Origin of the sequence: Pseudonocardia sp. ICBG1293, from assembly GCF_020131355.1 — a bacterium.
In the GTDB taxonomy this organism is placed as follows: Bacteria; Actinomycetota; Actinomycetes; order Mycobacteriales; family Pseudonocardiaceae; genus Pseudonocardia.
Window position 1 is genome coordinate 862,784 of the sequence record NZ_JAHLEL010000038.1, and the last position, 23,851, is coordinate 886,634.

The window sequence follows — 23,851 nt, forward strand, 5'->3', positions numbered from 1 at the left end:
CGTGTGCCCGGCGGCGGGTCAGGAGGCTGCGGTGTCGGCGTCGCCGTCGCGCTCGGCGGCCAGTGCCTCGAGGATGAGCTGCTCGCCGTGCTCGGCGTGCCGGCGGGCGAGCGACTCGGCCCGCTCCGCGTCGCCGGCGACGACCGCGGCGAAGATCGCCGAGTGGTCCTCCCAGACCCAGCGCGGGGCGCTGCCGCGGAACAGCAGCTCGCCCATCACCCGCTGCACATTGCGCCAGATGACCGCGGCGCTCTCCACGAGCAACGGGTTGCCCGAGTGCTCGGTGACGAACCGGTGGAAGTCGATGTCGGCGGCTACCATGCCTGCGTAGTTCTTCTCCGCATCGGCCTGCTGGCCGGCTGCGACCAGGGAGAACCCGCGCGCAGCCTGCTCGGCGGTGAGTCGCCCGGCGGCGCTGCGGGCGGCGTAGCCGTCCAGTACGGCGCGCAGTCCGTACAGGTGTCGGACGAAGTCGGCGTCGACCGGGGCGACCTCCAGACCACGGCGGCCGAAGTCGCGCAGCATGCCCTGGTTGCGGAGCAGCAGCAGTGCCTGCTGCACCGGCTGGCGGGAGACCGAGAACTGCTCGGCCAGCTGCTCCTGACGCAGCGGGGTGCCCGGGGTCAGCTTGCCGGTGCAGATGTCGTCGACGATCGCGTCGTAGACCTGCTGCACCCGTGAGGGCGGGGCCGGGAGGGCGGTCATCGGGCCGGTCCTTTCGCGCCGTGAGATGTCCCGTGGGACAACGGATCGAGCTTACCCAGCAGCAGGGACTCCAGTCCTTCCGGTTGACTTCTGAATTCAGTATGCGCACAGTCGGTGGTGTACGTCACCCGGTCGTCGTCGCCCGAGGAGGCCCGCTCGATGCCCGAGCACGAAGCCCGCACCGCCGCCGCACTGGTGGCCCGATTCCTGTACGAGCGCGGGGTGCGCCGCGTCTTCGGACTGCAGGGCGGGCACATCCAGCCGATCTGGGACCAGCTCGCGCGGCTCGGCGTCGCCATCGTCGATGTCCGCGACGAGGCCGCCGCCGTGCACATGGCGCACGCCCACTCCGAGCTCACCGGCGAGATGGGGATTGCGCTCGCCACCGCCGGTCCCGGTGTCACCAACACGGTCACCGCTGTCGCGAACGCCTCGGTCTCGCGGATCCCGCTGATCCTCATCGGCGGCTGTCCGCCGCGGCCGCAGGCCAACAAGCACCCGCTGCAGGACATCGCGCACACCGCGATCCTCACGCCTGTCACCCGGCAGAGCCGCACCCTGCGCGTCGCCGACGAGGTGCTGCGCGAGTTCGACGAGGGCTGGTCGCGCGCTCTCGGCGACGCCGGCGAGCCCGGCCCGGTCTACCTCGAGATCCCCACCGACGTACTGCGCGACACCGTGCCGCCCGCCGTCGTCCTCGACGACCACCTGCGCCCGCCGCCGGTGCGCCGCTCGCGCCCGCACCCCGCCGACGTCCTGGCCGCCACCGAGCTGATCGGCGCCGCACAACGTCCGCTGGTGATCACCGGCCGGGGCGCGCGCACCGCACCCGAGGCCCTCGTCCGGTTCCTCGACGCGACCGGTGCCGCCTACCTCGACACCCAGGAGGGCCGCGGCCTCGTCGCGCAGGGCCACCCCGCGGTGGTGGGCGCGCTGCGCAGCAGGGCCATGCGCGAGGCCGACCTGGTGATCACCGTCGGGCGCCAGCTCGACTACCAGCTCGGCTTCGGCTCGCCCGCGGCCTTCCCCGCCGCGCGCTGGCTGCGGATCTCCGACACCGCGAGCGAGCTGTTCGACAACCGGCGCGGCGAGGTCGAGATCCTCGCCGACGTCGCGTCCACACTGGACGAGCTGGCGGAGACCGCCGCCGGGGACGGCGCCTGGCGCGACGGGCTGCGCGAGGCGCACCTGGAGCGGTCCTCGGGCTACCGGGACAAGCTCGCCTCCACCCCGCCCGGCGACGACGGTCGCATGCACCCGAACCACATCTTCGCCGCACTGCACGACATCGACCTCGACGGCGCCACCGTCGTCGCCGACGGCGGGGACCTGCTGTCCTTCGCCCGGCTCGGCGTCCCGCCGCAGGCCCGCTACCTCGACGCCGGCGCGTTCGGCTGCCTCGGCGTGGGCGTGCCGTTCGCCATCGCCGCCGCACTGGCCCGCCCGGAGCGCCCGGCGATCGTCGTCACCGGCGACGGTGCGTTCGGCATCAACGCGATGGAGGTCAACACCGCGGTCCGGCACGGCGCGCCGATCGTCGTGATCGTCTCCAACAACGCGGCCTGGAACATCGAGCGCTACGACCAGGCCGAGAACTACGGCCTCGTCGTCGGCACCGAGCTGGAGCACAACGACTACGCGCGGCTCGCCGAGGGGCTCGGTGCATACGGCGAGCGGGTCACCGAACCCGGACAGATGGCCGACGCACTCAAGCGGGCCCTGGCCAACGCACCGGCCGTCATCGACGTCGTGACCAGCCGCGACGCCCCGTCCCCGGACGCGGGCAAGGGCCTGGGCTGGGTGCCGGACTACCAGGCGCTCACCCCCTGGAACGACGCCGAGATCGAGCGGAGGAGGTCCTGATGGGACAGATGGAGGAGTGGCACTTCCCAGCCGGGTACGACCAGAGCTACCTGCCCGACCCGGACAGCCCGTACTGGTTCCCGCACCGGGAGACGATGGACCCGGCCGAGCGCGACGCTGCCGTCCTGGTCCGGCTGCAGGAGGTCCTGCGCTACGCCTACGACCGCTCGCCGTTCTACCGGCGCAAGTACGACGAGGCCGGGCTCGACATCGGTGACGTCACCACCTGGGAGGCGTTCGAGCAGGTCCCGGTGGTCACCAAGGAGGAGCTGCGCGCCTCGCAGGAGAACGCGCCCCCCTTCGGTGACTACGTCTGCGTCGACGACGCCGAGCTGCACCACATCCACGGCACCAGCGGTACGACGGGCACGCCCACCGCGTTCGCCATGGGCCGCCGCGACTGGGAGGTCATCGCCGACAACCACGCGCGCATCCTGTGGGGGATGGGGGTGCGCCCCGGCGACACCGTGTTCGTCTCCGCGTTGTTCTCGCTCTACCTCGGTTCCTGGGGCGCGATGAGCGGGGCGGAGCGGCTGCGCTGCAAGGTCTTCCCCTACGGCGCCGGCGCCTCGGGGATGACCGCGCGGGCCGTGCAGTGGCTCGCCCGCACCCGGCCGAAGGCGTTCTACTCGACGCCGTCCTACGCGTTGCGCCTCGCCGAGGTCGCCGAGCAGGAGAAGGTCGACCCGCGCGAGTTCGGCATCGACGTCATGTTCTTCTCCGGCGAGCCCGGCGCCTCGGTGCCCTCGGTCCGCAAGGCGATCGAGTCCGCGTTCGACACCCGCGTCGTCGACTGCGGGACGATGGCCGAGATGACGCCGTTCATGTCGGCGTCGGCGACGGCCGGCAGCCCGGACGGGATGCTGCTGTGGCAGGACATCGTCTGGCACGAGGTGTGCGACCCGGACACCTTCCGCACCGTCCCGTACGGCTCCGAGGGCACCCCGGTCTACACGCACCTCGAACGGACCTCGCAGCCGATGATCCGGCTCGCGTCGAACGACCTGACCCGCTGGGAGATGGGCACCAACGGCTGCGGGCGCACCTACCCGCGGCTGCCCGCCGGCGTCTACGGCCGGATCGACGACATGATCCACATCCGGGGCGAGAACGTGTACCCCACCGAGATCGACAACGTCCTGCGCGAGATCGAGGGCTACGGCGGGCACCGCGTGCACGTCACCCGCACCGGCTCGATGGACGAGATCGTCGTCCGCGCCGAGTGCGCGCCCGAGCACGCCGAGAGCTTCGAGCGCGCGGCCGGCAGCGGACTGCACCGCGTCGTCGGCCTGCGGGTCGGGGTGGAGGTCGTCGCCCCCGACACCTACGAGCGCAGCGAGCACAAGGCCCGCCGCGTGGTCGACGAGCGCGACCACACGAAGCGTCCCTGAACAGGCGATCCCTGTACCCCCCGTGGCAAGGAGGCCACCGAGCATGTCCGTCACCACCCGTGCACTGACCCTCGACCCCGACGCACGCACCGCCGACCAGGTGGCGATGTTCGTCGACGGGCAGTTCGTCCCGGCCGCGGTCGGCGCGACCTTCCCGACCGTCGACCCCAACACCGGGCGCACCATCGCCGAGGTCCCGCGCGCCGACGGCACCGACGTCGACCGCGCCGTCGCCGCGGCCAAGCGCGTCGCCGTCGAGTGGCAGTTCACCGACGCCATGGCCCGCGCCGCGCTGCTGCGCAACCTGGCCGCGCTGGTCACCGAGCACGCCGACGAGCTCGCCCGGCTGGAGGCACTCGACTCCGGGCACTACCTGGCCAAGGCCCAGGAGCTCATGGGTGCGATCCCGCTGTGGCTCGACTACTGGGCGAGCCTGGCCGACAAGGTCGGCGGGCGCACCATCGAGGTCCCCGGCAACAAGCTGTCGTTCACCCTGCTCGAGCCGCTCGGGGTCACCGCGCACATCGTGCCGTGGAACTACCCGCTGCTGATCATGGTGCGGTCCTGCGCCCCGGCGCTCGCGCTCGGCAACACCTGCGTCGTGAAGCCCGCCGAGGACACCTCGCTGTCGGCGCTCAAGTTCGCCGAGCTGGTCAGGGAGGCGGGCTTCCCGGACGGTGTGTTCAACGTCGTCACCGGGTTCGGCACCGAGGCCGGCGCGTCGCTGGCCGCGCACCCCGACGTCGCGGGCATCACCTTCACCGGCTCCACCGAGACCGGCAAGACGGTCGCCAAGCTCGGCGCCGACCACGTCGCCCAGGTCAACCTGGAGCTCGGCGGCAAGTCCCCGACGATCGTGTTCCCCGACGCCGACCTCGACGACGCCGTCGAGGCCGCCGTGCAGGGCTTCTGCTCGCACACCGGGCAGGTCTGCGTCGCCGGGACCCGGCTGTTCGTGCACGCCGACGTCCGGTCGGCGTTCCTGGAGAAGCTGACCGCGCGCCTGGAGCAGACCCGGGTCGGCGACGGGTTCGCCGAGGGCACCCAGATGGGGCCGCTGGTCTCGCAGAAGCAGTACGACCGCGTGCGGGACTACATCGAGATCGGCAAGACCGAGGGCACCCTGCACTACGGCGGCGGCCGCCCCGCCGGAGCCCCCGAGGGCGGCTACTTCGTCGAGCCGACGGTGTTCGTCGACGTCGCCCACAACGCCCGGATCGCGCGGGAGGAGATCTTCGGGCCGGTGGCCTCGGTGCATTCCTGGACGAGCGAGGACGAGCTGGTCGAGGCGGTCAACGACTCCATCTACGGGCTGTTCGCGGTCCTGCTCGGCCGCGACATCACGAAGCTGCTGTCGACGGCACGCCGGCTGCAGGTCGGCGGCGTGATGATCAACGACTGGTTCGGCGAGTTGCCGATGACGCCGCACGGCGGGCACAAGCAGTCCGGCACCGGCCGCGAGGAGGGCCTGGAGGCCGTCCACGGATACACGCAGGTCAAGCACATCAGCGTCAACCTCGACCCGTCCCTGCGGGCGGGGTCCGACTGGGCCGGCGCGCCCCTGTAGCCCCGGCGTCACGCCAGAGAGGAGAGCATCCGATGAACGACGCACCCGCTCCCTTCGGAGCACCCGCGGAGACCGCGAACCCGGGTGAGGCCGGCGGCTTCTTCGAGGCCGGGCGGCCCCGGATCGGCGGCCTGCTGCACCCGGTCCGGTTCAGCGACGAGCAGGCGGCCGTGCTGAACGCCGTCGCCGACACCCTCATCCCGCCGGACCCGCGCTGGCCCACCGCGAGCGAGGTCGACCTGGTGACCTTCGTCGGCCGCTACGTCACGCCGTCGGGCTACCGGAACAAGCACTTCCCGTTCGCCGAGGAGGACGACGTCAAGGCCGGCCTCGACCGGCTCGGGCTCTCCTTCGTGGACGGTGACGTCGCTGCCCGCACCGAGGCGGTCGCCGCGCTGGAGAAGGCCGAGGACCCGCTGTTCGAGCAGCTGCGCGCGCTCGTCTACTACGGCTACTACTCCCGGCCCGTGGTGACGCTGGCGATCAACCGCAACCTGCCCGCCGGGCGCGACTACCACGGTCCGCCGCTGCCCTACGGCTACCTGCAGACCACCGAGCCGTGGGACGAGGACCTGCTGACCCAGGCCCAGGAGAACGGCTCCTACCTCGAGACCGACGACGTCGTGCGCGTCGACCTGTCCCAGCTGTCCTGGACCAAGTGAGGAGTACGTCATGGCTGCCTACGAGGAGACCGACGTCCTGATCATCGGTGCCGGCCCGGGCGGGGCCGGGATCGCGCTGAAGCTGGCCAAGGCCGGTGTGAAGGTGGTGTGCCTGGAGCAGGGCCCGTGGGTCACGCCCCAGGAGCACCCGCACTACCACGACGAGTGGGAGCTGGAGAAGCAGCGCGGCTGGGCCTACGACCCCAACGTGCGCCAGTTGCCCGAGGACTACCCGGTCACCGGGGTCACGACGCCGTACATGATGAACAACGTCGGTGGCTCGACGATGCACTACGCCGGCCACTGGCCGCGCTACAAGCCCGTCGACTTCCGCAAGGGCACCGAGCACGGGCTCGAGGGCACGATCGACTGGCCCATCAGCTACGAGGACCTGGCCCCGTTCTACGACGAGAACGACGAGATCTACGGCATCTCCGGCCGGATCGGCGACCCGTCCTATCCGGACCGCAAGCAGGCCGTGCGGGACCCGGAGGTGCTGCCGGGCAAGCTCGGGCTCAAGTACGCGAAGGCCTCGCGCGACCTGGGGTGGCACTGGTGGCCGTCGGACAACGCGATCATCACCCGGGACCGGGAGAATCGGCAGGCCGACCAGGCGATGGGTAACGAGCTGTCGGGCAGCCCCACCGGGTCGCTGTCGACCCCGGCCAACGCGCATTGGCCCTACGCGATCCGGCACGGCGCCGACCTGCGCACGATGGCCCGGGTCGAGCAGATCAACGCCGCGAACGGCAAGGCGACCGGCGCGACCTACATCGACCGCACCACCGGTGACCGGCACGAGGTGCGGGCGAAGATCGTCGTCCTCGCGGCCAACGGCATCGGGTCGCCGCGGCTGCTGCTGCAGAGCGCGCAGAAGGGGCACCCGGACGGGCTGGCGAACTCCAACGGGATCGTCGGCAAGTACCTGATGCACCACGTGTTCGCGTTCTGCGACTCGTGGTTCGACGAACCGATCGAGGGCTACAAGGGCAGCTTCGGCGCGCCCCTGTACAGCCACGAATTCTACCACACCGACGTGAGCAGGGGATTCGTCAACGGATTCGGGATGCAGGTGGCGCGCAGCTTCGGGCCGGCCTACGCCGCGATGGGCACGCACACCGGCTACACCGCGCCGTGGGGGGACAGGCATCGCGAGTTCTTCGACGGGCACTTCGCCAACCACCTGATGGTCTTCATGTTCGGCGAGGACCTGCCGGTGGAGACGAACACGGTGACGCTGAACCACGACGTGACCGACAGCTCGGGCCTGCCGGCCGCGCACGTGAACTACGAGCTGCACGCCAACGACATCGCGCTCGCGAAGTACGGGATCGACAAGATCTTCGAGGCCACGCGGGCGGTCGGGGCGGTCGAGACCAACGACACCGGCGTGCTCTACCCGCCGCCGGCCTGGCACCTCATGGGCACCTGCCGGATGGGCAACAACCCCGGCGACTCGGTGCTCAACAAGTGGTGCCAGACCTGGGACGTGCCGAACCTGTTCGTCTGCGACGGCAGCACGCTCACCACGGGTGCGGCGGTCAACCCGACCAGCACCATCGGCGCGCTGTCCCAGCGCACGGGGGAGTACATCCTGCGCAACTGGGACGCCCTCGTCGCGCAGACGACGACGCCGTCCAACGCGGACGCGCCGGACATGTGAGACCGGGGACCGGGCCGGCGCAGCGTGGCGCCGGCCCGGTCGCCGCTCAGTTCAGCTTCCGGGTGCCCTCGGGCAGGCCGCCGCCGGCGTAGACGTCGGTGGCGAGGTCCTCCAGCGCGGTCAGCGCGACGTTCTGGCTCCACGGGCCGTAGGAGACGCGGGCGACGCCCAGCTCCTGCGCACGCTTCAGCGGGATCGACCCGGGGATGCCGATCAGGTTGACCTTGCGCTCCCCGAGCGCCTCGACCAGCCGCCCGACCTGGGTCTCGTCGAGCTTGCCGGGCACGAAGAAGTTCGACGCGCCGGCGTCGAGGTAGGCCTTCCCGCGCTCGATCGCGTCGGCCAGCACGGCCTCGGGGTCCTTGTCGCCCGCCTTGAGGAACGCGTCGGTGCGGGCGTTCAGCACGAAGTCCACGCCCGCGGACTCGGCCGCGGCGACGGCCGCCTCGACCGCCTTGACGGCGTCGGCGAGCGGCTTGACCTGGTCCTCCAGGTTCGCGCCCACGATGCCGACGTCGATCGCGCGGGCGACGGTGCCGCCCGGGTCGCCGTAGCCGGCTTCGAGGTCGGCGCTGACCGGCAGGTCGCCCGCCACCTTCGCGATCAGCCCGACCTCGGCGATCATCAGGTCACGCGGGATGTTCTCGCCGTCCTCGTAGCCGCGGGAGGCGGCGATGCCGTGGCTGGCGGTGGCCAGGGCCTTCGTGCCCGGGGTCTCGGCGACGACCTTCGCGGTGATCGCGTCCCAGACGTTGACGACGAGCAGCAGCTCGGACGCGGCGTGCAGCTCCTGCAGCTTCGTGGCCTTCTCGGCGGTGGAGGTCATGTGATCACCGTAGGACGGTTGCCGGGAGCCCGCTGGCGTACCCAGAACTGGGGATCTGTCGCCCTCCCGACAGCGGTGCGGGCTCTCCGACCCCGATCCTGGTGTCGTGCTCCGCGACCGGTCCGATGTCCGACACCCGTCCCACCCGCGGGGCGGCCTCGGCACGTCGGCGTTCGTGCTGGGAGCACTGGGATCGATCTTCGTCGCCGTCGCGATCGCGCTGTCCGCGGTGTCGCCGCCGGCCGTCGCCGGTCTGGCGCTCGTCTCGGCCGGAGTGGTGCTGGCCGTCGGTGGTCTGGTCCTCGGCACGCTGGGTGCGGTCCGTGCCTGCCCGGCCCGGTGTCGCACCTCGATCTCCGCCGCGGGACTGTCGGTGGCCGGGCTGGCCGGCGGGCTGATCTGGCTGGCCGCGTTCGTGATCCTCGCGGTCGCCGGGTCCGGCCCGGGGCCCACCGGGGACGAGGCCGAGCCCGCACCGGCCTGTGGCGCCACGGTCTGCCAGGTGCCCTGACCGGCCGGTCCGCGTCCGTTGCCCGCAGAAGATGCGACACGGGGTCGGCAACGGGACGATCCGATCATGACCGGACGTCTGCAGGGCACACGGGTGCTCGTCACCCACGCCGACCGCTATCTCGGCCCGCCGGTGGTCGAGCTGTTCCGCGCCGAGGGCGCGGACGTCGTCGCCGACACCACCGACCCCGCGACCGGACCGGAGGTCGCCGCGCAGATCGTCGCCGACGCCGGCGAGATCGACGTGCTCGTCGCGAACTTCGCCGGCCCGCACTCCCGCATGCCGGTCACGAACATGATCGGCGACATCGGGGAGTTCACCGACGCCGAGTTCCAGGACTACCTCGACGAGCTGGTGTGGCCCCTGATCCGCGTCGTGCGCGCCGCGCTGCCCGCGATGTGGGGGCGCCGGTCCGGCAAGATCGTCGCGGCGACGAGCGCGACCCCGGTGCGGGCGATCCCCGGGCTGGCGGTCTACTCCGCCGCCCGCGGCGCGCAGAACGGGTTCCTGCAGGTCGTCGGGGCCGAGGCGGCGCCGTTCAATGTGCAGGTCAACGGGCTGGGACCGGCCCACATCCGCAACAACATGTACTACACCGACGCGATGCTCGACGACGACGAGGTGCGCGGCTCGTTCGAGGCCCAGATCCCGGCCGGGAGGCTGGGGGAGGGCCGCGAGGCCGCGGAGCTGGCGCTCGCGCTGGCGTCGGGGGCCAGCGATTTCATGGCCGGACAGATCGTGCCGCTCTCCGGGGGATGGGCGACCTGATCCCCGGGTACCCGGTCGTGTGCAACCGATCCCGTACACGGACTCCGTCGAGCAGCTCCAGCCGGAGGAGGACGAGCACATCCGGCGCTGCATCGACTCGCTGCTCCGCACCAACGCGATGACCTTCGACCTGCACCGGCACGGGTACCGCGCGACGCACGCCAAGAGCCACGGCGTGCTCCGCGGGACCCTGCGGGTGCACCGCAACCTGTCGGTCGAACTGGCCCAGGGCCTGTTCGCGGCGCCCGGGTCGCACGACGTCGTCGCCCGGATCGCCACCGAGACCGGCCAGCTCGACGACGACCGCGCCCCCAACGCGCGGGGTCTCGCGCTCAAGGTGTTCGAAGTCGAGGGCGAGACCCTGCACCCGTCGGACCCGGGGCACCGGGTGCACGATCTGCTGTTCAACACGCTTCCGGTGCTGCCGCCGGGCACGGCGAAGAAGTTCATGGAGATCACCGAGATCCGCGAGCGGCACTTCTCGGAACCGAAGAAGATCGACGACGAGGTCTCGCAGCGGCCCGACGCGCACGAGCTGGGCGCCTTCGGCAGGCTCGCCAACATCCACCCGCTGGCCCACGCGTACTACACCCAGGGCGTGTTCCGGCACGGCGACTACGTCGCCAAGACCGGCCTCTACCCGGGGACCCCGGAGCAGCAGGCGCTGGCCTCCCGCGAGATCGGGGACGACGACTCGCGCGGGGTGCTGCAGAGCCTGATCGAGGAGTGGACCTCCACCCGCGACACCGTGTTCGACGTCCGGGTGCAGCTGCGCACCGACGCCGACGCCATGCCGGTGGAGGACGCCGCGGTCGACTGGCCGCAGGACCTGTCGCCCTACGTCACCGTCGCGACGCTGACGTTCCCGCCGCAGCACGCCTACTCGCCGCAGCGCCGCGTGTTCGCCGACGACCGGCTCGCGTTCCGGCCGTGGCACGGGCTCGCCGCGCACCGTCCGCTGGGATCGGTGAACCGGCTCCGTCGCCGTGCCTACCAGGAGCTCGGCGCGCAGCGCGGGGACATGAACGCGGTCACCGTGACCGAGATGCGGTCGGCCTCGGAACTGCCCGACTGATGGCCGCCGTGTTCGTCGTCGGCGCGGGGCCGGGCATCGGCCGCTCCGTCGCCCACCGCTTCGCCTCCGCGGGCCACGCCGTCGGGGTGCTCGCCCGCTCGTCATCCACTGTGGACAGGTTGCTCGGCGACCTCGCCGACGGGTCGGCCGGTGCCACCGCCGACGTCGCCGACGAGCCCGCCCTGCGCGCCGCGCTCGACGAGCTCGTCGAGCGGCTCGGGGTGCCCGAGGTCGTCGTCTACAACGCCGGGGTGATCCGCGCCGACACCGTCACCGGGCTCGATGCGGCGACGCTGCTCGACACCTGGGCGGTGAACGTCGGCGGCGCGGTCACGACCGCCGCGGCGCTGCTGCCTGCGATGGCCGACGGTGACGGCGGCAGCTACCTGATGACGGCCGGCATGCCCGACCCGTTGCCGCAGCTGGCCAGCCTGTCGCTGGGCAAGGCCGGGCTGCGCGCCCTCGCCGCGCTGCTCGACGCCGAGTTCGGCCCGCGCGGTGTCCGGTCGGCGACGGTCACCGTGTGCGGGCCGGTCGCGCCGGGCACCGCCTACGACCCCGACGACATCGCCGAGCACTACGCCCGGCTGCACCGCCTGCCGGCCGGGGCCTGGCCGCTCGACACCCGGTTCGGCGACCCGGCCGACGCCGCGGGCTGACCCGGCCGCCCCGCGGGCTGACCCGGCCGCCCCGCGGGGTCGCCGGGCTGCGGCCCCGGGCGCCCGGCGCATCCCGCCGCGCTGCGCCCCGGGTGCGGGGTACCCGACGTCGGCGGGGTGGTCGCCGAGATGCAGCGCAGGGGGTTCCGGGGTGCCCCGCGGGACCTCCGAGCTGCATCCCGGTGCCGATCGCTCGTGCACGAGTGATCGTCGGACGTACCGGGAACCCCGACATGCAGGTCCCGTCATGCGATCCGGAGGTCGTCCCGTGCCCGAGTTCCCCGCCATCCACCACCTCGCCCTGTCGGTCACCGACCTCGACACCAGCGAGCCCTGGTACACGAAGCTGATCGGCGCCGAGCCGGCGATGACGCTGTCCGACGGCCCGTTCCACCGCCGCGTGTTTGCGCTCCCGTCGGGCCAGCTGCTCGGCCTGACCCGGCACGACACGGTCGACACCGGCGACACGTTCGCCCCGGCCCGCCCGGGCATGGACCATGTCGGGTTCGGTGTCGCGGACCGGTCCGCGATCGAGCAGTGGCGGGACCACCTCGACTCGGTCGGCATCGCCCACGACGGGATCGTGGAGGCCGACTACGGCCTCGCCCTGTCCTTCAAGGACCCCGACGGCAACGCGCTGGAGTTCTTCGTCCTCGCGTCCTGACCACGCCCGACCGCACCCGCGTGGCACCCGGGTGCGGTCAGGCCCGGGCGGACGTCCGCGCCGACGCCCGGGCCAGCGCGACCGTCGCCACGACCAGCACCACCACGAGCGCGCCGACGAGCACCAGGACCGGCCCGCCGGTGGCGAGCCGCTCGTCGAGCACCGTCACCCCCACCACGGCCGCGACCAGCGGCGCCCCGACGACCACCGCGGGCAGCGACGCCCCCAGCGCCCCGGCCTGGAACGCGGACTGCTGCAGCAGCGTCCCGCCGACGACGGCGACCACCAGCACCCACGTCTCCCACGAGGTCAGCAGCGCGACCGGTCCGTCGGACAGGGTGTCCACCACGCCGAGGGTCAGCGCCGCGACCACGCCGTAGGCGATGCCGGTCGCGGCGGCGAGCAACAGCGCGCGCGGCGTCCCGGTCGCGGTGCGGGCCGCGAGCAGGCAGCCGGCGAACAGCGCCAGCAGCACCGAGCCCGTCGGCGCCCACTGCACGAGCCCCGCCCGGTCGACGCCCGCCGTCGGCTCGCCCACCGTCACGAACAGCACCAGTGCCACCACCAGCACCGCGGCCCAGCTCAGCTCGGTGCGCGACGGCCGCCGCCCGGCCCACCGCGCCGCCAGCGGCAGCGCGAACACCAGCTGGGTCACGATGATCGGCTGCACGAGCAGCAGCGACCCGAACCCGAGCGCGACGGCCTGCATCCCGAACGCCGCGGTGTCGCCGAGCGCCCCGGCCAGCCAGCGCGGGTCGCGGACCAGGCGGAGCAGCAGCGCCACCCCGCGGTCGTGCGGCACCGCCGCCGCGGAGCTCTGCTGGGCGACCGCGGCCAGGGCGAACAGCAGCGCCGAGACCAGCGCGGCCGCGACCGCCAGGACGGTGTTCAGCGGATCAGGAGACCGACGACCCGGCGGGCATGGCCTCGAAGCGCATATCGGGGAACTTGCGCTGGATGATGTCCATCCGCCACTTGTTGGTGAACAACGCGAGGTGCTCGCCGTCGGAGTCGCGGCGCAGCACCTCGCACTCGGACTGTCCTGCCAGCTTCTCGACCGCCTCGGCGTCGACCAGACGCGCGATCTGGTACGGCAGCCGGTCGAGGGTGACCGGGGCGTTGAACTCGGTCTCCAGCCGGGTGGTGACGACGTCGAACTGCAGCGGACCGACCGCGGCCAGGACCGGTGCCTGGTCCCCGCGCAGGTCCGAGCGCAGGATCTGGATGACCGCCTCGTTGCCGAGCTGCTCGATCCCCTTGCGGAACTGCTTGTACTTGCCCGCGTCCTTCGCGCGGATCACCGCGAAGTGCTCGGGGGCGAACGCCGGGATCGACGGGAACTCGACCGGGTCGGCGGCGTAGAGGGTGTCCCCGGGGCGCAGCGCGGTGGCGTTCACCAGACCGACGATGTCGCCGGGGAACGCCTCCTCGACGGTCCTGCGCTCGGCGCCGAACACCGACTGGGCGTACTTGGTGGCGAACGGCTTCCCGGTCGTCGAGTGGGTGAGCACCATGCCGCGCTCGAACCGGCCCGAGCAGATCCGCAGGAACGCCATCCGGTCGCGGTGCGCCTTGTCCATGCCCGCCTGGACCTTGAAGATCAGCCCGGAGGTGGGCGCCTCCAGCGGGCGCTCCTCGCCCTTCACGTCGGGGCGGGGAGCGGGTGGCGGGGCCAGGTCGACCAGCGAGTCCAGCAGCCGGGCGACGCCGATGTTCGACAGCGCCGACCCGAACAGCACCGGGGTGGCCGTGCCGGAACGGAAGCCCGCCTCGTCGAAACCGGCACCGATCTCGTCGAGCAGGCCCAGCTCGTCCTGGGCGTTCTGCCAGTACTCCGGCTCCTGGGCGGCGATCGTCGCGGCGTCGACGACCTGTGCGGTCGCCTTGGTCGCGCCGCCCGCGGCCCGGGTGAACGCGGTGTACTCGCCGGTGGCGCGCTCGATGAGCCCCTTGAACTGCCCGGCGATGCCGAGCGGCCAGGTCAGCGGCATCGGGCGCAGGCCGATGGTCTGCTCCACCTCGTCCAGCAGCTCCAGGGCCTCGCGGCCGGGCCGGTCCCACTTGTTGACGAAGGTGACGATCGGGACCCCGCGCGAGCGGCAGACGTCGAAGAGCTTGAGCGTCTGCGGCTCGAGCCCCTTGGCCGCGTCGAGCAGCATGACCGCGGCGTCGACGGCGGTGAGCACCCGGTAGGTGTCCTCGGAGAAGTCGCCGTGGCCGGGGGTGTCGAGCAGGTTGATCACGCAGTCGCGGTAGGCGAACTGCAGGACCGCCGAGGACACCGAGATGCCGCGGGCGCGCTCCATCTCCATCCAGTCCGACGTGACGCCCTTGCGCCCGGACTTGCCGTGCACGGCCCCGGCGGAGTCGATGACCTCGGCGTGCAGCGCGAGGGCCTCGGTGAGCGTGGACTTGCCCGCGTCGGGGTGGGAGATCACGGCGAAGGTGCGCCGGCGCGCGGTCTCGCCGACGACGCGGGTGTCGCCGGCGGTTGCGGACGACGGGGTCGTCTCCCTCTGGGCCGCGCTCTCGGTGGTGCTCACGCCCCTATTCTAGGCGTCGCCGCCGGCACCCCCCGACGACGGCGCCCGGCTCAGGTCGGCCACACAGAAGACGTTGCCGTCGGGGTCGGCGAGGACGACGAAGTCGGGCTCGGCGGGGTACCCGTCCCAGTCCGGCCGGGTCGCGCCCAGCGACAGCAGCCGCGCGACCTCGGTGTCCTGCTCGTCCGTGGTGTCGACCAGCAGGTCCAGGTGCAGTCGCGGCCGAGGCTCGGGCGGGGAGGCGCTGCGCATCAGGCCGAGCACCCGGTCGCCGCCGGGACCGGCCAGGGTGCGCCACGACGGGCCCGCCCACTCGTCGGAGATCTGCAGGTGCAGCGCCGCCGCCCAGAACGCGGCGGCCCGGTCGAGATCGACGACGCCGACGACCGGGAACCCGAGTCGCAGCACGGCTCAGGTCCCGGCTTCCAGCAGCGCCCGCATATCGGCCAGGTCGAAGTGCTCGACCGTCTCCCAGGCCGACGGGGTGCCGTGGTGCGGGTCGGCGCCTGCCTCGAGCAGCGCCGTCACCGACACCGCGGAGCGCGCGAACAGCGCTGCGGCCAGCGCGGTCTGGCCGCGGTCGTTGGTGTGGTCCGGCGGTGCGCCGCGGGCCAGCAGGTCGGCGACGACGGCGTCGTGGCCGTAGTAGGCGGCCAGGATGAGCAGGGTGTCGCCCTTGGGATCGGTCAGCCCGACCGGGACGCCCGCGTCGAGGTAGGCGGCCAGCTGCTCGGCCGCGCCCTCCCGGGCCAGGTCGAACATCCGGTGTGCGAGTTCCACGGCCGCCTGGTCCACCCCCGCCACGGTAGGGGGCAGGCGGCCACCCCGCCGGACCGGTGCCGCACGGCCGGATCCGGCCCGCCACCCGTCCGCGAGCCCTCGACGACGGGTGGGTGTCGGGGGTCGCCGCTAACCTGCGCGTCGTGAGTTCCCAGTCCGACGCCCCGCAGGCCCGCGAGCGCCACGCGCAGCTGGCGGCCGAGGTCGCCGACCACCAGTTCCGGTACTACGTGCTGGACGCGCCGGTCGTGTCCGACGGCCAGTTCGACGAGCTGTGGCACGAGCTGCTCGCGCTGGAGGAGGCGCACCCGGAGCTCGTCACGCCCGACTCGCCGAGCCAGCGCGTCGGCGGGACCTTCTCCACCGACTTCACCGCCTACGACCACCTCGAGCGGATGCTGTCGCTGGACAACGCCTTCTCGCCCGACGACCTGCGCACCTGGCAGGAGCGGGTGACGAAGGAGGTCGGCGAGGACCTGCACTACCTGTGCGAGCTCAAGATCGACGGCCTCGCGGTGAACCTGCTCTACGAGAACGGCCGGCTCACTCGTGCCCTGACCCGCGGCGACGGGCGCACCGGCGAGGACATCACGCTCAACATGCGGACCCTGGCCGAGGTCCCCGAGCAGCTGACGGGCACCGAGGAGTTCCCGGTGCCCGCCCTGGTCGAGGTCCGCGGGGAGGTCTACTTCCGCCTGGAGGACTTCGAGCGGCTCAACGCCTCGCTGGTGGAGGCGGGCAAGGAACCGTTCGCCAATCCGCGCAACACCGCGGCCGGGTCGTTGCGCCAGAAGGACCCGCGGGTCACCGGGTCGCGCAACCTGCGGTTGATCTGCCATGGCCTGGGGAAGCGGGAGGGCTTCACCCCCGAGACCCAGTCCCACGCCTACGACGCGCTGGTCGCCTGGGGCCTGCCGATCTCCCCGCGCACCACGGTGCTGCAGGGCATCGGGCGCGTCATCGAGTTCGTCGAGTACTGGGGCGAGCACCGGCACGACGTCGAGCACGAGATCGACGGCGTGGTGGTGAAGGTCGACGAGGTGGCGCTGCAGCGCAGGCTCGGGGCGACCTCCCGGTTCCCGCGCTGGGCGATCGCCTACAAGTACCCGCCCGAGCAGGCCACCACGCGGCTGCTCGACATCCGGGTCAACGTCGGGCGCACCGGCCGGGTCACCCCGTTCGCGGTGATGGAGCCGGTGAAGGTCGCCGGGTCCACGGTCGAGATGGCGACCCTGCACAACGCCGACGAGGTGCGCCGCAAGGGCGTGCTCATCGGCGACCGGGTGGTCATCCGCAAGGCCGGCGACGTCATCCCCGAGGTGCTGGGCCCGGTCACCGACGTCCGTGACGGCTCCGAGTACGAGTTCGTGATGCCGACGCACTGCCCCGAGTGCGGCACCGCGCTCGTGCAGCAGAAGGCGGGCGACGTCGACCGGCGCTGCCCGAACGCCCGCTCCTGCCCGGCGCAGCTGCGGGAGCGGCTGTTCCACGTCGCCGGTCGCGGCGCGTTCGACATCGAGGGGCTGGGCTACGAGGCGGCCGTCGCGCTGCTCACCTCCGGGGTCATCACCGACGAGGGCGACGTCTTCTCCCTCACCGAGGACGACCTGCTGCGCACCGAACTGTTCCGCACCAAGGCGGGCGCGCTGTCGGCGAACGGGCGGAAACTGCTGGCGAACCTGGAGGCGGCGAAGGACCGGCCGCTGTGGCGGGTGCTGGTCGGGCTCTCGATCCGGCACGTCGGGCCGACGGCGGCGCAGGCGCTGGCCCGGGAGTTCGTCTCGATGCAGGCGCTGGAACGCGCCGCTGCCCGGGCGAAGGAGGACACCGAGGCCGCGGGCGTCGCGATCGTGTCCGACGGCACCGCGGGGGAGGACGACACCGCCGCGGCCGAGGGGGACGCGCTCACCACCGAGGGGGCCGCCGCCGAGGCGAAGGGCGACGTGGAGACCGCCGCCGCGGAGGTCGGGGGCGGCCCGGCCGGGAGCGCCGCAACCGGCGCTGACGCGCGCGACGCGGCGGAGGGCGCCGGCGCGGACGGTGCTGCGGCCGGGAATGCCCCGGGCGGTGCCGAGGGCGGCGTCGGGAGCGACGCCGAGGGCGCTGCCGGGAGCGACGCCGAGACGCTCGCCGCGGAGGCCGCCAAGAAGGAACGCGCCGCTGCCCGCGCCCGGGCGAAGGCCGTCGCCGAGGCGCTCGCCCCCATCGCGGGCGTGGACGGCGTCGGCCCGACGATCGCGGCCGCCGTCCGGGACTGGTTCTCCGTCGACTGGCACCGCGAGGTCGTGCAGAAGTGGCGGGCGGCCGGCGTCGCGATGGAGGACGAGGTCGACGACTCGCTGCCCCGCTTCCTGGAGGGGCTCTCCATCGTCATCACCGGGTCGATGGAGAGCTGGTCCCGGGACGAGGCCAAGGAGGCGATCATGGCCCGCGGCGGGCGCGCGGCCGGCTCGGTCTCGAAGAAGACGGCGTTCGTCGTCGCGGGCGAGGCGCCGGGCTCGAAGTACGACAAGGCCGTCGAGCTCGGGGTGCCGGTGCTCGACGAGGCCGGGTTCCGGGTGCTGCTCGACCGCGGCCCCGACGCCGCGCGGGAACAGGCCGCCGGAGGGTGACGGCGCGACGGCCGCTCCGCGGCACGCCGTGCGTCACCGACCGCTCACCGGGCGTGTCCCCACCTGGCGCGGCCCGGCCGCCGGACGGCGACGTCGCCCCGCCGCGCCCACGCCCCGTCGCGGACCCGCGGGCGTGACCGCCTACTCTCGGTCGCGACAGCCGGGTCTGCCGGCGAGGGCTCACGAGGAAGCGGGGAACAGGTGCTGCAGGCGGCGCTCAACGGGTCTCGACCGGCGGACGCGCATCCCGCACTGCCCACGCTGGCCCGCCACCTGGCCCGCGACGCACGTGCCGTCGCCCGGCTCGGCGTCGCCTCGGTGCACGTGCACCCGCGCGACGGCAACGGTGTGGAGTCGATCGAGCCCGCCGTCGTCGGCGACGTCGTCTCGCTGATCCGCCAGGAGGCCCCGGGCATCGAGATCGGCGTCCCGACCGGGCGCTGGATCCAACCGGACCCGAAGGACCGCGTCGAGACCGTCCTGTCCTGGGGCCGGCTCGGTTCCGGCAAGCCCGACGTGTGCGGCGTCAACGTGCACGAGCTCGGGTGGACCGAGGTCTGCCACGCCGCGTGGTCGGTCGGCATCGCCGTCGAGCTCGGCGTCTGGACCAGCGGCGACGCGGTCACCCTCCGCCAGAACGGGCTGCCGCCCGGCACCCGTCGGGTCATCGCGGAGTCCACGGTCATCGACCCGGAGACCGCCGTCGCCGAGGGCATCCGGATCCTGCGCGCGCTCGGCCAGCCCCCCGTCCCGGTGCTGCTGCACGGCGAGGAGGAGGGCGCCTGGCCGGTCCTGGAGTACGCGACCCGGGTCAACATCGACACCCGGATAGGCTTCGAGGACGTTCTCGTGCGCCCCGACGGCTGGCTCGCGACCGGCAACGACGACCTCGTCCGCACCGCGCTGTCCATTCGCGTCTGACCCGGCCCCACCCGCCGCGCGCCCGGTCCGTCGACCGGGCCCGTGCCGCGTCGGCGCCCGTCGGCCGGGGTGCACCGCGCCGGTGGCCTCGCCGGGTCACGCCGTGTCATGCCGCGGCGCACGGCGCCGCACCTCCACGATCGCACGAGCGGGTCGTTCGGCCCATAGGTTCGTACGAGGGGTCCGCTCGTGCGATCGGCGGCCCCGTGCGATCGGCGGCCCCGTGCGATCGGTGGCGCCGGTGGGCGCGGGCCGGGCGGGGAGGAGGGCAAGGGAGAGCGGGCGGGTCAGGCCTTCAGGACGGTCGCGACGATCCCGGACAGGTGTGCGAGCCGGGCCAGCTCCGAGGGTCGGAAGACCGGTCCACCCGGGCGGCCCACCACCAGCGTCTTCGGCGGTGCGCCGGTCCCGAACGGGGCGGCGGCCAGCTCGGTGTCCATGGCCCGCCACGGCTCGGGCACCCAGTGCCGGTCGTCGAGGGCGATCGCCCGGTCCAGCGGCAGCCAGGGGAGGTCCCCGGACCGCGTCTCGGGCGCCGCGGAACTCTCCGCGATGCGGTAGGAGCGGCCGTGCTCGCTGACCGCGACCAGTGCCCAGCCCGCGCGGAACAGCCGCGGCACCTCGGCGGCGAGCAGGTCGAGCCCGTGGGCGTGGTCACCGGCGATCTCGTCGAGCAGCTCCAGCTCACGGTGGGTGTCCAGCTGGCCGGTGTGCGGCCGGACCGACTCCACCGACACCCCGGGCACCGACTCGGCGGCGGTGATGAGCACGTCCGGTGGCCGGTTGGTCGGCAGCTCCACGGCGATGTCGTCGACCGCCTGCCCGTCGCCGCGTTCCACGACGTCGACGCTCAGGATGTCCGCCCCCGCCCCGCCGAGGGCGGAGGCGACGGCGCCCAGGTTGCCGGGCTTGTCCGGGAGCACGACCCGGAGCAGGAACGACACGGGGTGGATCCTCTCCCTCGACCTCGGGCGCCTCGTCGGCACACGTGTGCACCGCACCGGAGCGGTGGGGGCGTTCCGGGCGGGAACGATGATCCTGCCACCCGCGGCCCCGTCGGTCACCCGCCACCCGCAGCGGGGCGTGGGCGTCCGGTCACCGGGGGGCGATCGGCCGGTGGACCGGCGGGAATAGACTCGGCGGGAGACCGGCGCGCGCGGGAGCGACCGGGTCGTGTCGGCAGCCGGACCGGCGGTCACACCGTCGTCGCCGTCGCCACCGGCACCGCCGCGGCCGTCCACCCGCCGTCGTCATCACCGGACACCATCCCAGAGGAGGGGCATGACCGCCGATTCCGCGGAGGAGCGGACGGGCGGGGTCATCACCCGGGACGAGGTCGCACACCTCGCCCGGCTGGCCCGCCTGGCCGTCACCGACTCCGAGCTGGACACCTTCGCGTCCCAGCTCGACGTCATCATCGGGTCGGTGGCCCGGGTCGGGGAGGTCGCCGCCGACGACATCCCGCCGACCTCGCACGCCGTCCCGCTGGAGAACGTCTTCCGTCCGGACGAGCGCCGCCCCGGCCTGAGCCAGGAGCAGGCGCTCGCCGGCGCCCCGGCCGCCGAGGACGGGCGCTTCCGCGTCCCGCGCATCCTGGGGGAGGAGCAGTGAGCGAGCTGATCCGTCTCACCGCGGCCGAGCTCGCGGAGAAGATCCACTCCCGCGAGGTCTCCGCCGTCGAGGCAGCACAGGCGCACCTGGACCGGATCACCGCCGTCGACGGCGAGGTCCACGCCTTCCTGCACGTCGGCGCCGAGGCGGCGCTCGCGAGCGCCGCGCTGGTCGACGAGCGGATCGCGGCGGGGGAGCCCCCGGACTCCCCGCTGGCCGGGGTGCCGCTGGCGCTCAAGGACGTGTTCACCACCTCCGACATGCCCACCACGTGCGGCTCCCGGATCCTGGAGGGCTGGCAGCCGCCCTACGACGCGACGGTCACCGCGCGCCTGCGCGCGGCCGGGATCACGATCCTCGGCAAGACCAACATGGACGAGTTCGCGATGGGCTCGTCCACCGAGCACTCCGCGTACGGCGTCACCCGCAACCCGTGGGACACCACCCGGGTCCCCGGCGGCTCCGGCGGCGGGTCGGCGGCCGCGCTCGCCGCGTTCGAGGCGCCCCTGGCGATCGGTACCGACACCGGCGGCTCGATCCGCCAGCCGGCCGCGTTCACCGGCACCGTCGGCGTCAAGCCCACCTACGGGCAGGTCTCCCGGTACGGGCTGGTCGCGTGCGCGTCGTCGCTGGACCAGGGTGGGCCGTGCGCGCGCACCGTGCTCGACGCGGCGCTGCTGCACGAGGTCATCGGTGGCCACGACCCGCGCGACTCGACCTCGATCGACCGGCCGGTCCCGGCCGTCGTCGAGGCCGCGCGCCACGGCGCGACCGGCGACCTGTCCGGGCTGAAGGTCGGCGTGGTGCGCGAGCTGAGCGGCGAGGGCTACCAGCCCGGCGTGCGCTCGGCGTTCGACGCGTCGCTGCGCCGGCTGGAGAAGCTGGGCGCCGAGATCGTCGAGGTCGGCTGCCCGCACTTCGAGTACGGCATGGCCGCCTACTACCTGATCCTGCCGAGCGAGGTGTCGTCGAACCTCGCCCGGTTCGACGCCATGCGTTACGGCCTGCGTGCCGCCGAGGGCCGCTCCGCCGAGGAGGTCATGGCCCACACCCGTGAGCAGGGCTTCGGCCCCGAGGTCAAGCGCCGGATCATGCTCGGCACCTACGCCCTGTCCAGTGGGTACTACGACGCCTACTACGGCCAGGCCCAGAAGGTCCGCACGCTGATCAGCCGGGACTTCGACGCGGCGTTCGCCCAGGCCGACGTGCTCGTGTCGCCGACCGCGCCGACCGTGCCGTTCCCGATCGGGGACAAGATCGACGACCCGCTGGCCATGTACCTCAACGACCTGGCGACCATCCCGACGAACCTGGCCGGGGTGGCCGGCATGTCGGTGCCCAACGGGATCTCCGAGGGGTTCCCGACCGGCCTGCAGATCATGGCCCCGGCGCTCGGCGAGGCCGTCATGTACCGCGTCGGGGCGGCGTTCGAAGCCGCCCGCGACGCCGACGAGGGCGGTCCGCTGATCGCGCGCGTTCCGGAGGTGACCCGGTGACCACCACCGAACCCGAGCTCGTGGAGTTCGACGACGTCGTCGCCCGCTTCGACCCCGTCCTGGGCATCGAGGTGCACGTCGAGCTGTCGACGAACACCAAGATGTTCTGCGGCTGCCCGACCGCGTTCGGCGCCGAGCCGAACACCCAGGTGTGCCCGGTCTGCCTCGGCCTGCCCGGTGCGCTGCCGGTGGTCAACCGGGCCGCGGTGGAGTCGGCGATCCGGATCGGCCTGGCGCTGAACTGCTCGATCGCGCCGTGGGGCCGCTTCGCCCGGAAGAACTACTTCTACCCGGACATGCCGAAGAACTTCCAGACCAGCCAGTACGACGAGCCGATCGCCGTCGACGGGTTCCTGGACCTGACCCTCGACGACGGCGAGGTCGTCCGGATCGGCATCGAGCGCGCGCACATGGAGGAGGACACCGGCAAGTCGCTGCACGTCGGCGGGGCCGACGGCCGCATCCACGGTGCCGACCACTCGCTGCTCGACTACAACCGGGCGGGCGTGCCGCTGATCGAGATCGTCACGAAGATGATCCCGGACACCGGCGCCCGCGCGCCGGAGGTGGCCCGCGCCTACGTCACCGCGCTGCGCGACCTGATCCAGTCCCTCGGCGTCTCCGACGTCCGGATGGACCAGGGCTCGATGCGCGCCGACGTCAACCTGTCGCTCTCGCCCAGGGGCGGCCCGCTGGGTACCCGCACCGAGACGAAGAACGTCAACTCGCTGCGGTCGGTCGAGCGTGCGGTGCGGCACGAGATGAGCCGGCAGGCCGGCGTGCTCGACGCGGGCGGAGAGATCGTCCAGGAGACCCGGCACTTCGACGAGGCGACCGGCCACACCCGTGCCGGGCGGCGCAAGGAGACCTCGGAGGACTACCGGTACTTCCCGGAGCCCGACCTGGTCCCGATCGCCCCGTCCGCCGAGTGGGTGGAGGAGCTGCGCGGCACGCTGCCCGAGCTGCCGTGGGAGCGCCGCAGGCGCATCCAGACCGAGTGGGGCATCTCCGACGAGGAGATCCGCGACCTGGTCAACGGCGGCGCGCTGGAGCTGGTCGAGGCCACCGTCGCGGCGGGCGCGCCGTCGCAGGAGGCCCGCTCCTGGTGGGTGTCCTACCTCGCCCAGCAGGCCAACACCCGTGAGCAGGAGCTCGCCGAGCTGCCGATCACCCCGGAGCAGGTCGCCCGGGTGATCGAGCTGGTCGCGGCCGGTGAGCTGACCAACAAGCTGGCCCGCCAGGTCGTCGACGGCGTGCTCGACGGCGAGGGCGGCCCGGACGAGGTCGTCGCCTCCCGCGGGCTGAAGGTCGTCTCCGACGAGGGCGCGCTGATCGCCGCCGTCGACGCGGCGCTCGCCGAGCAGCCCGACGTCGCGGAGAAGATCCGCGGGGGCAAGGTGGCCGCGGCCGGTGCGATCGTCGGTGCGGTCATGAAGGCGACGAAGGGCCAGGCCGACGCCAAGCGGGTGCGCGAGCTGATCGTCGAGCGGGTCGGGGCCTGACCTGACCGGGGCACGGGCCCGTCGGGGCGCGA

Annotated in this window: 22 protein-coding genes; 15 read left to right on the forward strand and 7 right to left on the reverse strand. The window is 73.1% G+C overall.

What is annotated here, in order from left to right:
- Nucleotides 1-18: 18 nt before the first annotated feature.
- Nucleotides 19-705: a GntR family transcriptional regulator gene (locus KPF47_RS17775; protein ID WP_224389852.1), complete on the reverse strand. Its 687-nt coding sequence runs from the start codon at nucleotides 703-705 to the stop codon at nucleotides 19-21.
- Nucleotides 706-864: 159 nt separating this feature from the next.
- Here KPF47_RS17775 and KPF47_RS17780 point away from each other — a divergent pair, with 159 nt between their 5' ends.
- The 5 genes from KPF47_RS17780 to KPF47_RS17800 are packed head-to-tail and all read left to right on the forward strand — an operon-like array spanning nucleotide 865 to nucleotide 7,851.
- The gene (locus KPF47_RS17780) at nucleotides 865-2,568 is read left to right on the forward strand and encodes a thiamine pyrophosphate-binding protein (RefSeq protein ID WP_224389853.1); all 1,704 of its coding nucleotides are present in this window, start codon (nucleotides 865-867) and stop codon (nucleotides 2,566-2,568) included.
- Nucleotides 2,568-3,959: a phenylacetate--CoA ligase family protein gene (locus tag KPF47_RS17785; RefSeq protein WP_224389854.1), complete on the forward strand. Its 1,392-nt coding sequence runs from the start codon at nucleotides 2,568-2,570 to the stop codon at nucleotides 3,957-3,959. Before KPF47_RS17780 ends, KPF47_RS17785 begins: the two co-directional genes overlap by 1 nt.
- A 43-nt stretch (nucleotides 3,960-4,002) precedes the next feature.
- Nucleotides 4,003-5,526, forward strand: a complete 1,524-nt coding sequence (locus tag KPF47_RS17790) for an aldehyde dehydrogenase (protein ID WP_224389855.1) — start codon at nucleotides 4,003-4,005, stop codon at nucleotides 5,524-5,526.
- A 32-nt stretch (nucleotides 5,527-5,558) separates the two neighbouring features.
- Complete coding sequence (locus tag KPF47_RS17795) at nucleotides 5,559-6,188, forward strand: gluconate 2-dehydrogenase subunit 3 family protein (RefSeq protein WP_224389856.1); 630 nt, start codon at nucleotides 5,559-5,561, stop codon at nucleotides 6,186-6,188.
- Nucleotides 6,189-6,198: 10 nt separating this feature from the next.
- A complete protein-coding gene (locus KPF47_RS17800; RefSeq protein ID WP_208822583.1) occupies nucleotides 6,199-7,851 on the forward strand; it encodes a GMC family oxidoreductase in 1,653 nt (550 codons plus the stop codon).
- Between the two features lie 46 nt (nucleotides 7,852-7,897).
- On the opposite strand, the gene KPF47_RS17805 is transcribed toward KPF47_RS17800, so the two are convergent.
- Nucleotides 7,898-8,677: an isocitrate lyase/phosphoenolpyruvate mutase family protein gene (locus tag KPF47_RS17805; RefSeq protein WP_224389857.1), complete on the reverse strand. Its 780-nt coding sequence runs from the start codon at nucleotides 8,675-8,677 to the stop codon at nucleotides 7,898-7,900.
- 175 nt (nucleotides 8,678-8,852) lie between these two features.
- Here KPF47_RS17805 and KPF47_RS17810 point away from each other — a divergent pair, with 175 nt between their 5' ends.
- The 5 genes from KPF47_RS17810 to KPF47_RS17830 all read left to right on the forward strand — a co-directional run bounded on the left by KPF47_RS17810 (nucleotide 8,853) and on the right by KPF47_RS17830 (nucleotide 12,354).
- Entirely contained in the window at nucleotides 8,853-9,188 is a 336-nt protein-coding gene (locus KPF47_RS17810) for a hypothetical protein (protein WP_224389858.1), read from the forward strand.
- A gap of 66 nt (nucleotides 9,189-9,254) precedes the next feature.
- Nucleotides 9,255-9,956, forward strand: coding sequence for an SDR family NAD(P)-dependent oxidoreductase (locus KPF47_RS17815; RefSeq protein WP_224389859.1), 702 nt, complete (start codon nucleotides 9,255-9,257; stop codon nucleotides 9,954-9,956).
- Nucleotides 9,957-9,975: 19 nt separating this feature from the next.
- Nucleotides 9,976-11,031 (forward strand): catalase family protein, encoded by a 1,056-nt coding sequence (locus KPF47_RS17820; protein WP_224389860.1) that lies wholly within the window; start codon nucleotides 9,976-9,978, stop codon nucleotides 11,029-11,031.
- Entirely contained in the window at nucleotides 11,031-11,690 is a 660-nt protein-coding gene (locus tag KPF47_RS17825) for an SDR family oxidoreductase (RefSeq protein ID WP_224389861.1), read from the forward strand. Before KPF47_RS17820 ends, KPF47_RS17825 begins: the two co-directional genes overlap by 1 nt.
- Nucleotides 11,691-11,958: 268 nt before the next feature.
- Complete coding sequence (locus KPF47_RS17830; RefSeq protein ID WP_224389862.1) at nucleotides 11,959-12,354, forward strand: VOC family protein; 396 nt, start codon at nucleotides 11,959-11,961, stop codon at nucleotides 12,352-12,354.
- 37 nt (nucleotides 12,355-12,391) lie between these two features.
- Here KPF47_RS17830 and KPF47_RS17835 read toward each other — a convergent pair whose 3' ends face one another.
- From KPF47_RS17835 to KPF47_RS17850, 4 genes are read right to left on the reverse strand one after another with little or no spacing between them, the layout of a single operon-like run.
- Complete coding sequence (locus tag KPF47_RS17835) at nucleotides 12,392-13,294, reverse strand: DMT family transporter (protein ID WP_308015418.1); 903 nt, start codon at nucleotides 13,292-13,294, stop codon at nucleotides 12,392-12,394.
- Nucleotides 13,251-14,897: a peptide chain release factor 3 gene (locus KPF47_RS17840; protein ID WP_224389863.1), complete on the reverse strand. Its 1,647-nt coding sequence runs from the start codon at nucleotides 14,895-14,897 to the stop codon at nucleotides 13,251-13,253. The genes KPF47_RS17835 and KPF47_RS17840 overlap by 44 nt, the downstream gene beginning before the upstream one ends.
- A 9-nt stretch (nucleotides 14,898-14,906) precedes the next feature.
- A complete protein-coding gene (locus KPF47_RS17845; protein ID WP_224389864.1) occupies nucleotides 14,907-15,305 on the reverse strand; it encodes a VOC family protein in 399 nt (132 codons plus the stop codon).
- Between the two features lie 3 nt (nucleotides 15,306-15,308).
- Entirely contained in the window at nucleotides 15,309-15,692 is a 384-nt protein-coding gene (locus tag KPF47_RS17850; RefSeq protein WP_224389865.1) for an ankyrin repeat domain-containing protein, read from the reverse strand.
- Nucleotides 15,693-15,790: 98 nt separating this feature from the next.
- Between KPF47_RS17850 and ligA the strand changes: the two genes are divergently transcribed.
- Both ligA and KPF47_RS17860 read left to right on the forward strand, forming a co-directional pair.
- Nucleotides 15,791-18,289: an NAD-dependent DNA ligase LigA gene (gene ligA / locus KPF47_RS17855; RefSeq protein WP_224389866.1), complete on the forward strand. Its 2,499-nt coding sequence runs from the start codon at nucleotides 15,791-15,793 to the stop codon at nucleotides 18,287-18,289.
- Between the two features lie 201 nt (nucleotides 18,290-18,490).
- Nucleotides 18,491-19,210, forward strand: a complete 720-nt coding sequence (locus KPF47_RS17860) for a 3-keto-5-aminohexanoate cleavage protein (RefSeq protein WP_224389867.1) — start codon at nucleotides 18,491-18,493, stop codon at nucleotides 19,208-19,210.
- 287 nt (nucleotides 19,211-19,497) lie between these two features.
- Here the strand turns inward: KPF47_RS17860 and KPF47_RS17865 are convergent, their stop codons facing one another.
- Nucleotides 19,498-20,154 (reverse strand): amino acid-binding protein, encoded by a 657-nt coding sequence (locus tag KPF47_RS17865; RefSeq protein WP_224389868.1) that lies wholly within the window; start codon nucleotides 20,152-20,154, stop codon nucleotides 19,498-19,500.
- Between the two features lie 337 nt (nucleotides 20,155-20,491).
- Between KPF47_RS17865 and gatC the strand changes: the two genes are divergently transcribed.
- The 3 genes from gatC to gatB are packed head-to-tail and all read left to right on the forward strand — an operon-like array spanning nucleotide 20,492 to nucleotide 23,819.
- Nucleotides 20,492-20,821, forward strand: a complete 330-nt coding sequence (gene gatC / locus KPF47_RS17870; protein ID WP_224389869.1) for an Asp-tRNA(Asn)/Glu-tRNA(Gln) amidotransferase subunit GatC — start codon at nucleotides 20,492-20,494, stop codon at nucleotides 20,819-20,821.
- Nucleotides 20,818-22,317, forward strand: a complete 1,500-nt coding sequence (gene gatA / locus KPF47_RS17875; RefSeq protein WP_224389870.1) for an Asp-tRNA(Asn)/Glu-tRNA(Gln) amidotransferase subunit GatA — start codon at nucleotides 20,818-20,820, stop codon at nucleotides 22,315-22,317. Before gatC ends, gatA begins: the two co-directional genes overlap by 4 nt.
- Entirely contained in the window at nucleotides 22,314-23,819 is a 1,506-nt protein-coding gene (gene gatB / locus KPF47_RS17880; RefSeq protein WP_224389871.1) for an Asp-tRNA(Asn)/Glu-tRNA(Gln) amidotransferase subunit GatB, read from the forward strand. Before gatA ends, gatB begins: the two co-directional genes overlap by 4 nt.
- Nucleotides 23,820-23,851: the final 32 nt, after the last annotated feature.